The sequence below is a fragment of the Paenibacillus sp. MMO-58 genome, assembly GCF_037146255.1.
GTDB lineage: Bacteria > Bacillota > Bacilli > Paenibacillales > Paenibacillaceae > Pristimantibacillus.
The window spans coordinates 1,119,279-1,131,386 of record NZ_JBBCVY010000001.1; the positions used below are offsets into that span (position 1 = coordinate 1,119,279).

The window sequence follows — 12,108 nt, forward strand, 5'->3', positions numbered from 1 at the left end:
ACGTTATTTGTGAAACCTTCTACTTGCAGGTAACGTTTAACTTGATAGCGGAAGGCAAGAACAACCCGCTCCAGCAGGGTTGTTCTTTTCATTCCGGGGTATATTTAAGGGTAGAGAAACAGATTTTGGAACAACTGGAGGGAACCTTATGGCTGAACAACCAAGACGAAGCAAACAAAAGGAGATGAAGCGCGGGACCGTCAAGAAAAAGAAAAGAATGACGCCCCGTAAATGGTTCTTCGCATTTTTCTTCACCATCGTGTTTGCGATCGTCTGCGGAATCATCGGTTATTTGTTTATTACCTTGAACGGCGAACGGATCTTGACTGAAAATGCGGATAAACTTGAGCTCGGCGAAGCGTCGATTATATATGATGCAAACGGCAATGAGGTTACGAAGCTTTACGACGCAAGCGCGAACAGGGAAATTGCCGAATACGACGAAATGCCGAAGCTGCTCCTGGATGCTTTCGTAGCAACGGAGGATCAGCGGTTCTACGAGCATGCCGGGATTGACTTTTTCTCCATCGGACGCGCCGTCGTGAAGGACGTTATCGCCAGAAGCAAAGTGGAAGGCGCAAGTACCATCACCCAGCAACTGGCGAAAAATATATTTCTGACCGCGGACAAAACCTTCTTCCGCAAAGCGACGGAGGCTTCCATTGCGGTAGCGCTTGAGAATAAATATTCCAAGCAGGAAATTTTGACGATGTACCTGAATCGGATTACTTTCGGTAAAGGGATCTACGGTATTAAAGGCGCCGCGAATTATTACTTCGATACGGATCTCAAGGATTTGAAATTGTGGCAGATTGCAACGCTTGCGGGAATGCCTAAAGCGCCAAACCGTTACAATCCGATTAATGACCCCGAATCTTCCATGACAAGGCGGGCTGTCGTTTTGAAGCTGATGTATGATCAAAAACTGATTACGCAGCAGGAAATGGAAGAAGCGAAAGCGGTCGTTTATGAGCCGCCGGCTAACATCGATCAAAAGAAAAGCGATCCATATAAAGCTTTTGTGGATTATGCGATAGAAGAGGCAATCAAAGTAATGCCTGGAATGACCGAGGATGAGCTACGTATCGGCGGCTACCGCATTTATACGTCTCTCAACACGACGGCGCAGCAAGCGGTTGAGAAAGAATTCGCGGACGACAGCAACTTCGAGAAGAGTCCGGATGATCAGAAGGCGCAGGGCGCCATGATTATCATGGATCACCGGGACGGCACGATTCAAGCGATGGCCGGGGGCCGGGATTACGTCCGCAAGGGCTTAAACCGCGTCGAAGTGAAGCGCCAGCCCGGCTCTTCGTTTAAGCCTATCGTTTCTTACGGCCCGGCTCTCGAAACCGGGGATTATTATCCTTGGACGGTCCTGAATCAGGATTCGCAAAAATGTTTCGGAGATTATTGTCCAAGGGATCCTCATGGAGCGGGGCCGGTAACTATGCAGCAGGCGATTAAGGAATCCCGCAACCTAGCTGCCGTATGGACGCTTAATCAGGTGGGTATCAGCAACGGTATTGCCTTTGCCAAGAAGCTTGGAATTGAGCTGGCTCCGGAAGATCGCAACCTTGCGATTGCTCTTGGCGGCCTGACGCAAGGGGTAACGCCGATGCAAATGGCGGAAGCCTACAGCGTATTCGCAAACGGCGGCAAATCGGTTGATCCTCACACGATCACGAAGATTGAGACTGCAGCGAACAAGAAGGTTTATACGTATCGCGCACCGGCGTCGAAGCAACTGATGAAGCCGGAGACAGCCTGGTATATGACTCAGATGATGCAGACCGTTCTTGAAAGCGGCGGTACGGGGACGGGAGCGCGAATCGACCGTCCGGTAGCCGGCAAGACGGGAACATCCCAGCACGGCATTCCTAACTTTAACTCCAGCGCGAACAGGGATGCCTGGTTCGTGGGCTACACGCCGGAATGGACCGCTGCCGTCTGGATGGGCTATGATAAAACCGATAAGCAGCATGTCATCAAGAAGAGCAGCTCGCAGGCTGCTGCAATGTTCGGCAAAGTAATGAAACAGGCGATGAAGAACGTACCGAAATCTTCGTTCAAGCAGCCTGAAGGCATCAAGCAGGAAGTGAAGGAACAAGCACCGGTTACAAACTTCAATGCAGTGTTCCTGGAAGACCAGGCGAAGGTTCAGCTGTCCTGGACTGCGCCGGAGAACAGCAAAGGCGTAACCTATCGCGTATACCGCAAAGACTCGGAACAGAAGGAATATTCCGTATTCGTGGACGTAGCCAACAATACGGTAGACGATATGACCGTCTTCCCGGGCATGAAGTATCAATACTACGTTGTTGCCTATAACTCGGAAGAAGATAAGGAAAGCAAGCCTTCGGAGACGATTACGATTGACGTGCCGGAGACCGTAGTGGATATACCGGAGCAGCCTATGGAGCCGGATCAGCCGTCTGACGGCGAGCTTCCGGGCAATGGCAATAACGGAGGAGAAGTATCGCCTCCGCCATCCACGGATCCTAATCAGCCGGTTGAATCGGAGTCGCCTGGCAACGGAGGTACGGTGTCGCCGAGTCCCGGAAATAACGGGAACGGAACAGGCAACGGAAATGGCAACGGAACTGTGGGCCCTGACCAAGGTGCGGGGGCACCGGTCGAATCGACCGATCCGGGCACCGGTAACGGAACGGTAACGGGCAAGGGAACCACTGACAAAAACGAAGCCGGAAGTGCAGGCGGCAAAGCGTAAGGAGCTGGACTTAGGGTATGGGCAAGCTGGGGAAATTTAGCTGGAGCATCATCATAATCGCAGCAGTAGCCGTATTGTTAACCAGCTGCGGCTCATCCGGCGGCTCGTCCGGACTGAAATGGGATAAGATGCCGGAGATGTCGATCAATTTAAACAAGCAATACACCGCGAAATTTTCGACCAGCAAAGGCGATTTCACCGTAAAGCTTTACGCGGAGGAATCGCCGGTAACGGTCAACAATTTTGTGTTTCTCGCGCGTAACGGTTATTACGACGGACTTACGTTTAACAGCATTATCGAATCGTTTATGATTCAAGGCGGAGACCCGAAGGGTGATGGAACAGGCAATCCCGGCTACTCGATACCGGATGAATTTGATACCAGCCTGAAATTCGAGCCGGGTATCATGGCCATGATGAACAGCGGGAAACCGAATTCGGGAGGCAGCCAGTTTTTTATCTGTACCGGTCCTGACTCTTTGAATTTGAACCAGACGCCTACGTATTCCATCTTTGGCAAGGTAGACAGCGGTATGGATACGGTTCTGGAAATTGCGAAGACACCGGTGAATGACAAGCATGTACCGAAAGAAAAGGTTACTATCGAATCGGTTACAATCGTGGAAACGTAAGGAATAGGCTAGTATCAACGGGATATAGCGGTTCGTCCGCTATGTCCCGTTTTTTGTTTTTTGCCCGGCCTGCACCTAAATCCCGTGGAAAGCTTGGTTTATTTTTCATGCGTAGTGGAGATGAGCGTTAAGTTATGGTAAGCTTTTTACAACGCTATCCATCATCATCGAAAGCCAAGTTTTACAGGCTTATCTCAACGGAAAGGTACGTTCCGTATGAAACGAAAATTTTCGGACCGGGCAAACTGGCGTCGCATTATACGCAAAAGCTACAATTGTCTGGCGCTCGACAATGATGAATTCAAAGGTCTTGTCACGTTCTACCGGATTCATGAGTTGCGTGAGCCGCTATGGAAGGAATACAACGGGCGGCGTTTGTGTCTGGCAGACCGCGGTTATTTATGGATGCAGCATTTTCCGCGCGGCGAGCATTTTGTCGTAACAACGATGTTTGACGATAAAGGCCGAGTGGTGCAATGGTACATTGATATTTGCAAAACACAAGGGCTGACGGATCAGCATGTGCCTTGGTTTGACGACCTTTATCTAGACGTGGTTGTACTGCCAAGCGGGGAAGTTTTTCTTCTCGATGAGGATGAGCTGGAGGAAGCTCTCCGTGACGGAGAGGTAACGGGGAAAGAAGCGGCGCTCGCCCGCAAAACAGCAGGAAGATTGCTTTCCAGTATCCGGAACGGCAGGTTCCGGTATTTCACGCTCAGCTTGAAGCATCGCAAAAGCTTGACGGAGAGAGAGCTAAGAGAATCATGAAAAGTATCGTTCAGACGGGGAGCAAGTCACGCAAACGGCGCGGGCTGCTCCTGTTTCGTCTCTTTGTAGGATTATGTCTGTTAGGGGTATTGTGCTGTGGGTACCTGTTATGGCTGATTAACGGTTATGACGATTCCAAGCCGGTCGAACAAGCTGATGCCGCTATCGTGCTTGGCGCTTCCTTGTGGTCGGACAAGCCAAGTCCGGCGTTGAAAGAACGACTCGATTTTGCGGACAAGCTGTACAAAGAAGGCAAGGTGAAGATGCTGATTTTGAGCGGAGGGCTTGACCGCAACGGATCCAAGCTGACCGAAGCGCAAGGGATGCGGGTCTATCTGCTTGCCAAGGGAATTCCGGAAGATAAGATGCTTCTGGATAATGCGGCGCGAAGTACATACGAGAATCTGCTGAATAGTAAAGTAATCGCCGCAGAGCATGACTTGAACAAGCTTTTGATCGTGACTCATGACTATCATGCGCCAAGAGCGATGGAGATGGCCCGTTATCTCGATTACGAGAACGTTCAGGCCGCCGCCTTTCATTCCGAAGTGCTGAGTCCGTTTAAGAACCAGTCGCGCGAAGTACTGGCGTACGCCAAGTGGAAGGTGGATGCCGTCCTGCTGCATTTCGGTTACCGTTCTCCTGACTATCCGTAATAAAATCTGTTAATATGACCGATTCCGCTAGAATACACTTGTTAGAAGCGGGATATGCCGGGCTTATCTTACCGGCATGCCAAACGCTAGTGACGGTGCGAAGGATAGGTGATGCAATAGATGAGCGGACATGTCATGTCGGGATCGAATAACGGAGCAAGGCCGTCCCGTCAAATTAATGTGGTGTTGAGAAGCCAGGAACCGGTCCAAATGACGGCTTCTGCGCCTGTAGTGGATAATGAACCTTTGCCAGCCGTCAAGCCGCTCCCGCCGGGAGACCATTTTGCCGATATTCAGAAAGAGCTTGAGCCGATGGTGGGCATGGACAATGTAAAAGCCCTTATTTATGAAGTCTATGCGCTTTTATATATAACCCGCATGCGTTCGGAGGCCGGCTTGTCCGGCGGTTCCCATGTGTATCATATGATTTTTAAGGGGAATCCCGGAACCGGCAAGACAACGGTAGCCCGAATAGTGGCGAAGCTGTTCCAGAAGATGGGAGTGCTCTCGAAAGGGCATCTGATCGAAGTGGAGCGGGCTGATCTGGTTGGCGAATATATCGGGCATACGGCTCAGAAGACGCGGGATATGGTACGGAAAGCGATTGGCGGCGTTCTGTTCGTGGACGAAGCGTACAGCCTTGCGCGGGGTGGAGAAAAGGACTTTGGCAAGGAGGCCATTGACACGCTCGTGAAGGCGATGGAGGATCACCGCAATCAGTTTGTGCTGATTCTGGCGGGATATCCGGCGGAGATTGATCATTTTTTGCTGACGAATCCCGGTCTGCCTTCGCGTTTTCCGATCCAAATCGATTTCCCGGACTATTCGATTGATCAATTAATTCAAATTTCCGAGCTTATGGCAAAGGAACGCGATTATAATTTAATGCCGCAGTCCATATTTAAGTTAAGGCAGCATTTGATTCAAGAGAAGATGAGCGACATATTTTCGTTTAGCAATGCCAGGTACGTGCGGAATATTATTGAGAAATCGATCCGTTACCAGGCTGTCAGGCTGCTGAACCAATATTCCAACAGTATTCCCCCCAAGCAGGAGCTGATGGCGATCAAGCCGGAGGACTTCAAATGGGAAACGAAATAACTCCACTCTAGAAGGAGCAAACATGCGAGAAAAAACATTTAATACGACAGCTACGATGCTGGAACGAGCAGTATTGGTCAGCCTGGTTACCCCTAATATTAAGCGCGGCATTAGCGATCCGGAGCATTCGCTCGAGGAGCTGGTTGCGCTTGCCGAGACGGCTGGAACCGAAGTGCTGACTACGATGGTGCAAAATAAAGAAGCCCCCGATACAAAATGGTTTATTGGCAAGGGCAAGGTCGAAGAATTAAGAGCGATTGCCGATGAGTTGGGAGCAACAACGGCGATTTTTGACCAAGAGCTGTCCGGTGCGCAGGTTCGGAATCTGGAGGAAACGCTGGATCTGAAAATTGTGGACCGGACGCAGCTTATTTTGGATATTTTCGCGCAACGGGCCAAGACACGCGAAGGGATCATTCAGGTTGAGCTGGCCCAGCTCAGCTATTTGCTTCCGCGGTTATCAGGCCACGGAAAGAATCTGTCGCGGCTTGGCGGCGGGATCGGAACGAGAGGTCCGGGTGAATCCAAGCTCGAGACAGACAGACGTCATATTAGAGGCCGTATTTCCGATCTGAAGGCGCAGCTCGATGAAGTGGTTCGCCACCGGAAGCTGCACCGGGAGAGAAGGAAGAAATCCGGCGTTATTCAGGTTGCGCTCGTAGGCTATACGAATGCAGGAAAATCTACGCTGCTCCGGGAACTGACAAGCGCTGACGTCTATGTGGAGAATCAGCTGTTCGCCACGCTGGACCCGACATCCCGTACATTGGAGCTGCCGAACGGCCGTGAGGTCGTGCTAACGGATACGGTTGGTTTTATTCAGAACCTTCCTCATGACCTTGTTGCGGCATTCCGCGCGACGCTGGAGGAAGTGCTGGAAGCTGATCTGGTACTCCACGTCGTTGACGGCAGCTCGCCAATGCGCGAGGAGCAGATGAGAGTCGTGGATCAAATTCTTGGCGATCTTGGAGCGGCTGGAACAGCTAGCTTAACGATCTACAATAAAAAAGACCTTTGCGAAGAAAATCATGTGGAATTGCCGACGCCGGGCACGGATACGCTTGTTATCAGCGCTTATCAAAAAGAGGACCTCGAGCTGGTGCGAAATAAAATTCAGGATAAATTGACCGGCGACACGGTTGCGTTTATCCTGCCGGCCGATCGCGGCGATCTCATTGCGCTTGCTTACCGCAGCGGGGAAGTCGTGGGCAATGAAGTGAGCGAGGATGGCGAATCCTTGCGTCTGACCGTACAGGTAAGCCGTCAGGCATACGAACAAAACGGTTATAAGCTTCAACCGTATATTGAATAATAGAATAAGGTTTACGTTAACTTAAGGGAGAGACAGGCTTAGAATGAGTTACAATGCGCAAGAAGACAACGAATCCGTATGGAATGAACTTGAGAAATTAGCGGACGAAGCGGAGGAGCTGGCTGCAAGCCAGCTTCGTTCCATTGACCGCATCGCCGAAAAAAATCAGTGGAAGGTGATCCGTGCGTTTCAGCGGCATCAGGTCAGCGATTTTCATTTTACCGGCTCAACGGGGTATGGCTACAATGACCGAGGCCGTGAAGTTCTAGATCTGGTCTACGCGGATGTATTTGGAGCAGAAGCGGCGCTTGTGCGTCCCCATTTCGTATCTGGTACGCACACCATCGGGTGCGCGTTATTTGGCGTGCTCCGGCCGGGAGATGAACTCCTGTACATTACAGGTAAGCCATATGATACGCTGCACAAGGTGATCGGCAAGCCCGGAGACGGGACAGGCTCTCTGCAGGATTGGGGCGTCCGCTATAACGAAGTGGCTCTGCGCGAGGACGGAAGTCTGGATTGGGCTGGCATTGAAGCCAGCATCAACGAGCGGACGAAGGTTATCGGCATTCAGCGTTCGAGAGGCTACAGCTGGAGAGCGTCATTTACCGTTGCCGAGATTGGCGAAATGGTTCAGCGCGTGAAGCAAATTAAGCCGGACGTGCTTGTATTTGTTGATAACTGTTATGGGGAATTTACGGAGCTTCTTGAGCCAACCCAGGTTGGGGTTGATCTCATGGCGGGCTCGCTTATTAAAAATCCCGGAGGCGGTCTTGCTTCGACCGGGGGATACATCGTTGGTACTGCCGCAGCAGTGGAGCAAGCCGCTTTCCGTCTTACGGCGCCTGGCATCGGAGGCGAAGTTGGAGCGATGCTGGACACGCTGCGAGGTATTTATCAGGGCTTGTTCCTGGCACCGCATTTGGTTGGACAAGCTGTTAAGGGAAGCGTATTTGCTTCGGCTATGTTCGAGCAGCTTGGCTTTGAAACGAAACCGCATTGGTCCGAGCCCCGTACAGATCTCATACAGGCCGTACGTTTTGGCGGTGCGGAGCAGCTGATCGCTTTTGTACAGGGCATTCAGAAGGCTGCGGCGGTGGATTCGCATGTTGTGCCTGAGCCATGGGACATGCCGGGTTATGAGCACCCGGTTATTATGGCGGCCGGGACGTTTATTCAGGGCGGAAGTCTCGAATTGTCTGCGGATGCACCTATCCGCGAGCCGTATATCGCTTATATGCAAGGCGGTTTGACGTTTGCCCATGCGAAGTTTGGTGTTCTCACAGCGTTACGTCGACTCATAAACAACGGGCTTATCATAATTAAACGTAATTAAACCTAACACAACTTGACACGTTTTTGGTAGGGCGTTATGATAGGTATATAAATGAGCGACTGGAAGGTTGATGCGACATGGGTGACGATATTCGTAGAAACATGGCCTTATTTCCGATCGGTATCGTAATGAAGCTGACGGATCTAACGGCGCGTCAAATTCGTTATTATGAGCAGCATGAATTGATCGTTCCCGCCAGAACGGCGGGCAACCAGCGACTGTTCTCTTTTAATGACGTGGAACGGTTATTGGAAATTAAGGCGTTAATCGAAAAAGGCGTTAATATCGCCGGCATTAAGCAAGTCATGAATCCGGTTTCAAAAGAATCGGACGATGCAACAATCGTAAGCGAGCAGTCCGAAGTGAAGCGCAAGGAGCTATCCGACGCGCAGCTGCACCGCCTTCTCAAGCAGCAATTGCTGGAGAAACGTCCAGGCCAGGCTTCGCTTATTCAAGGTCAGTTGTCCCGTTTCTTGAACAAGCGCTAGCATGTCCTATTAATGCTGATGCTTACGAAGTAAGAATAGCTTCGCAATTCTTTAAGCGTATGCTTCCGAAGCAAGAATTGCTTCACAATTCTTTTGAAGGAGATGAATGCTGTGAGCTACACAAAAGAGGATATTAAACGCATTGCGGAGGAACAGAACGTTCGATTTATCCGTCTTCAATTTACCGATTTACTCGGTACGATCAAAAACGTAGAGATTCCGGTAAGCCAGCTGGATAAAGCATTAGATAATAAAATGATGTTTGACGGATCTTCCATTGAAGGTTACGTTCGTATCGAAGAATCTGACATGTACTTATACCCTGATCTGGATACTTGGGTAGTATTCCCATGGGTTGCGCAAGACCGCGTTGCCCGTCTGATCTGTGATATTTATATGCCTGACGGCACTCCGTTCGCGGGCGACCCGCGCGGTATTCTGAAGCGTGCGCTGCAAGAAGCGGAAGAAATGGGCTTTACGGCAATGAACGTTGGTCCGGAACCGGAATTCTTCCTGTTCAAGACGGATGAGCGCGGAGAGCCTACAACCGAGCTGAATGACCAAGGCGGATACTTCGACCTTGCGCCAATGGACATGGGCGAGAACTGCCGCCGTGAAATCGTACTGACGCTGGAAGAGATGGGCTTCGAGATTGAAGCTTCCCACCATGAGGTTGCTCCCGGCCAACACGAAATCGACTTCAAATATGCGGACGCGATCAAAGCCGCAGACCAAATTCAAACGTTCAAGCTTGTTGTTAAGACGATTGCGAGACAGCATGGCCTCCATGCTACCTTCATGCCGAAACCGCTGTTTGGCGTAAACGGTTCCGGTATGCACTGTCACCAATCGCTCTTCCAAGGCAACACTAACGTATTCTATGAAGAGAAGGATCGTCTGGGTCTTAGCCAAACCGCACGTTACTACATGGCCGGTATTCTGGAGCATGCGCGTGCGATGGCGGCTATTACGAACCCTACGATCAACTCTTACAAACGGATGGTTCCAGGTTATGAAGCCCCTTGCTACGTAGCTTGGTCGGCGAGCAACCGTTCGCCAATGATCCGTATCCCGGCTTCCCGCGGCCTTAGCACGCGTATCGAGGTTCGCAACCCGGATCCGGCTGCTAACCCGTACCTCGCTCTTGCCGTAATGCTGAAAGCCGGCCTTGACGGCATCAAGAACAAAACTGCCCTTCCGGCACCTGTAGACCGTAATATCTACATCATGACGGAAGAAGAGCGCCTGGAATCAGGCGTGCCAAGCCTTCCTTCCGATCTGAAGGAAGCACTCGACGAAATGCTCCGCAGCGACGTTATCTGCGAAGCACTAGGCGAGCATGCTTTGGCTCACTTCTATGAGCTGAAGGAAATTGAATGGGACATGTATAAAACACAAGTCCATCAATGGGAACGCGATCAGTATCTGACGCTGTACTAGGAAGGAAATCCCTTGGCGCTCTAAGCGTCAAGGGATTTTTTCTATCTCCTATATAAAGTCGGAGGGCTGACGGGAATAATGTTCGCAAGAATGATGTAGACGATAAGATTGCAGGGGATAAAGAGAAGGAAAAGAAGTCTAACAAACAAGGATGAAAGGTTGAAGTATTCGGCGATTCCTCCGCAAACTCCGGCTATGGATTTATCGAATACGGACCTCGTTAATTTCTTCTTCACGCTTAACCACCTCGTTACCAACAAGTAATACGATAATACCATAATCAGGTAAATAAAAAGAGGCTGTTCTCCCTAACCGAATGCAAATCGGATTAGCGGGAACAGCCTCTTTTATTCGAACGGATTAGTGGAAGTCACGGAACAAGCCAACTACCTTACCAAGAATGGTGACATTGTTCAAACGGATTGGCTCCATGGTGGAGTTCTCCGGCTGAAGGCGGATATGATCCTTCTCTTTGTAGAAGGTCTTAACCGTCGCTTCGTCATCTTCCGTCATGGCTACTACAATATCGCCGTTGTTGGCGGTTTGCTGCTGGCGGACGATAACATAGTCGCCGTTATGTATACCGGCTTCAATCATGCTGTCGCCAATGACATTCAGGATAAATACCTCATCGTCGCCTACGAAGTGTGCGGATAACGGGAAGTACTCTTCAATATTCTCAGTCGCCGTAATCGGCACGCCTGCCGTTACTTTGCCGACGATTGGCACTTGAGCCACAGCGGGGAGGATAATGCCGTCAACACCGTCTTGATCCAAAATTTCGATCGCCCGAGGTTTCGTTGGATCTCGTCTGATCAGGCCTTTCTTCTCAAGCCGATCCAGATGGCCATGAACGGTGGAGCTTGACGCCAGGCCAACCGCTTCGCCGATTTCGCGAACAGAAGGCGGGTATCCTTTGTCCCGAACCTCATTCTTAATAAATTCAAGAATCGACTGCTGGCGGTTCGAAATCTTAGACACGTGAATCACTCCAATATACTATTTGAAGAAAATTATAGCATAGAACCGGAGTTCGTACAAACATAAGTTCTTAAAAACAAAAGTTCGCATTTTTTATTGACTACAAACATTTGTTCGTGTTATTCTAAGGACATAAGAAAACAGAACAAACGTTCGGGGAGCGATAATAATGATCATGAATCCATCTTTTTATAAAAGTATCCATAATGAAGAAACTGCTAAAACGTTCAAATCGCGGGGACATCACCTTCAACGTCATGCATTTAAACTTATTGTGTGTGCCGCAGTGTTCATTCTTCTCTTTACAAGTTTCCTTATGATGCGTACGAATGCATCGTCCGATCATATTCAAGAGGCTGCAGCGAATGAGCAAACGGTTATCGTAACGGCTGGAGATACGTTGTGGGGGATTGCAGATCGTTTTACTGAGGGCTCCAAGGACATCAGACAATACATATACAAGATTAAGGAACGCAACCAATTAAGCTCGGTCGAGCTACGGCCAGGACAGGTGTTAATTATTCCTAAATAGGCTATATAATCGGAAGGATAGGCAATTCGGACACAGGATGTTCGAAATTGCCTGTCCTTTTCTTATTCTTCTATCATTGCCTTGACAATTGCTCGCGTTAAAAGTCAAAATAGGTAAGAAGGATGAGTAAT

Annotated in this window: 12 protein-coding genes; 10 read left to right on the plus strand and 2 right to left on the minus strand. The window is 50.0% G+C overall.

Annotated elements, in window-relative coordinates:
• Window positions 1-148: 148 nt before the first annotated feature.
• The 9 genes from WFJ73_RS05145 (at window position 149) to glnA (ending at window position 10,464) form a co-directional block, all read left to right on the plus strand.
• Window positions 149-2,731, plus strand: coding sequence for a PBP1A family penicillin-binding protein (locus WFJ73_RS05145; RefSeq protein WP_336771999.1), 2,583 nt, complete (start codon window positions 149-151; stop codon window positions 2,729-2,731).
• A 17-nt stretch (window positions 2,732-2,748) separates the two neighbouring features.
• The gene (locus WFJ73_RS05150; protein WP_336772000.1) at window positions 2,749-3,363 is read left to right on the plus strand and encodes a peptidylprolyl isomerase; all 615 of its coding nucleotides are present in this window, start codon (window positions 2,749-2,751) and stop codon (window positions 3,361-3,363) included.
• A 216-nt stretch (window positions 3,364-3,579) separates the two neighbouring features.
• Window positions 3,580-4,131 (plus strand): DUF402 domain-containing protein, encoded by a 552-nt coding sequence (locus tag WFJ73_RS05155; protein ID WP_015844211.1) that lies wholly within the window; start codon window positions 3,580-3,582, stop codon window positions 4,129-4,131.
• On the plus strand, window positions 4,128-4,787 hold the full coding sequence (locus WFJ73_RS05160) for a YdcF family protein (RefSeq protein WP_336772001.1): 660 nt from the start codon (window positions 4,128-4,130) through the stop codon (window positions 4,785-4,787). Before WFJ73_RS05155 ends, WFJ73_RS05160 begins: the two co-directional genes overlap by 4 nt.
• Before the next feature lie 120 nt (window positions 4,788-4,907).
• Complete coding sequence (locus WFJ73_RS05165) at window positions 4,908-5,888, plus strand: AAA family ATPase (protein ID WP_336772002.1); 981 nt, start codon at window positions 4,908-4,910, stop codon at window positions 5,886-5,888.
• 22 nt (window positions 5,889-5,910) lie between these two features.
• Window positions 5,911-7,200: a GTPase HflX gene (hflX, locus tag WFJ73_RS05170; RefSeq protein WP_336772003.1), complete on the plus strand. Its 1,290-nt coding sequence runs from the start codon at window positions 5,911-5,913 to the stop codon at window positions 7,198-7,200.
• A 43-nt stretch (window positions 7,201-7,243) separates the two neighbouring features.
• The gene (locus tag WFJ73_RS05175; protein ID WP_336772004.1) at window positions 7,244-8,536 is read left to right on the plus strand and encodes a methionine gamma-lyase family protein; all 1,293 of its coding nucleotides are present in this window, start codon (window positions 7,244-7,246) and stop codon (window positions 8,534-8,536) included.
• Window positions 8,537-8,613: 77 nt separating this feature from the next.
• On the plus strand, window positions 8,614-9,024 hold the full coding sequence (locus WFJ73_RS05180; protein WP_015844216.1) for a MerR family transcriptional regulator: 411 nt from the start codon (window positions 8,614-8,616) through the stop codon (window positions 9,022-9,024).
• Window positions 9,025-9,135: 111 nt separating this feature from the next.
• Window positions 9,136-10,464 (plus strand): type I glutamate--ammonia ligase, encoded by a 1,329-nt coding sequence (glnA, locus tag WFJ73_RS05185; RefSeq protein WP_336772005.1) that lies wholly within the window; start codon window positions 9,136-9,138, stop codon window positions 10,462-10,464.
• Window positions 10,465-10,505: 41 nt separating this feature from the next.
• On the opposite strand, the gene WFJ73_RS05190 is transcribed toward glnA, so the two are convergent.
• Window positions 10,506-10,742 carry a PspC domain-containing protein gene (locus WFJ73_RS05190; RefSeq protein WP_336772006.1) on the minus strand — a complete coding sequence of 79 codons (237 nt, stop codon included), beginning with the start codon at window positions 10,740-10,742 and terminating at the stop codon, window positions 10,506-10,508.
• 82 nt (window positions 10,743-10,824) lie between these two features.
• Complete coding sequence (lexA, locus tag WFJ73_RS05195) at window positions 10,825-11,445, minus strand: transcriptional repressor LexA (protein ID WP_127491293.1); 621 nt, start codon at window positions 11,443-11,445, stop codon at window positions 10,825-10,827.
• Between the two features lie 169 nt (window positions 11,446-11,614).
• Between lexA and WFJ73_RS05200 the strand changes: the two genes are divergently transcribed.
• A complete protein-coding gene (locus tag WFJ73_RS05200) occupies window positions 11,615-11,977 on the plus strand; it encodes a LysM peptidoglycan-binding domain-containing protein (protein WP_336772007.1) in 363 nt (120 codons plus the stop codon).
• Window positions 11,978-12,108: the final 131 nt, after the last annotated feature.

Coding starts and splice junctions, on each gene's coding strand:
- WFJ73_RS05145 (WP_336771999.1), top strand. CDS start 149: ATGGCTGAACAACCAAGACGAAGCAAACAAAAGGAGATGAAGCGCGGG.
- WFJ73_RS05150 (WP_336772000.1), top strand. CDS start 2,749: ATGGGCAAGCTGGGGAAATTTAGCTGGAGCATCATCATAATCGCAGCA.
- WFJ73_RS05155 (WP_015844211.1), top strand. CDS start 3,580: ATGAAACGAAAATTTTCGGACCGGGCAAACTGGCGTCGCATTATACGC.
- WFJ73_RS05160 (WP_336772001.1), top strand. CDS start 4,128: ATGAAAAGTATCGTTCAGACGGGGAGCAAGTCACGCAAACGGCGCGGG.
- WFJ73_RS05165 (WP_336772002.1), top strand. CDS start 4,908: ATGAGCGGACATGTCATGTCGGGATCGAATAACGGAGCAAGGCCGTCC.
- hflX (WP_336772003.1), top strand. CDS start 5,911: ATGCGAGAAAAAACATTTAATACGACAGCTACGATGCTGGAACGAGCA.
- WFJ73_RS05175 (WP_336772004.1), top strand. CDS start 7,244: ATGAGTTACAATGCGCAAGAAGACAACGAATCCGTATGGAATGAACTT.
- WFJ73_RS05180 (WP_015844216.1), top strand. CDS start 8,614: ATGGGTGACGATATTCGTAGAAACATGGCCTTATTTCCGATCGGTATC.
- WFJ73_RS05190 (WP_336772006.1), bottom strand. CDS start 10,742: ATGGTATTATCGTATTACTTGTTGGTAACGAGGTGGTTAAGCGTGAAG.
- WFJ73_RS05200 (WP_336772007.1), top strand. CDS start 11,615: ATGATCATGAATCCATCTTTTTATAAAAGTATCCATAATGAAGAAACT.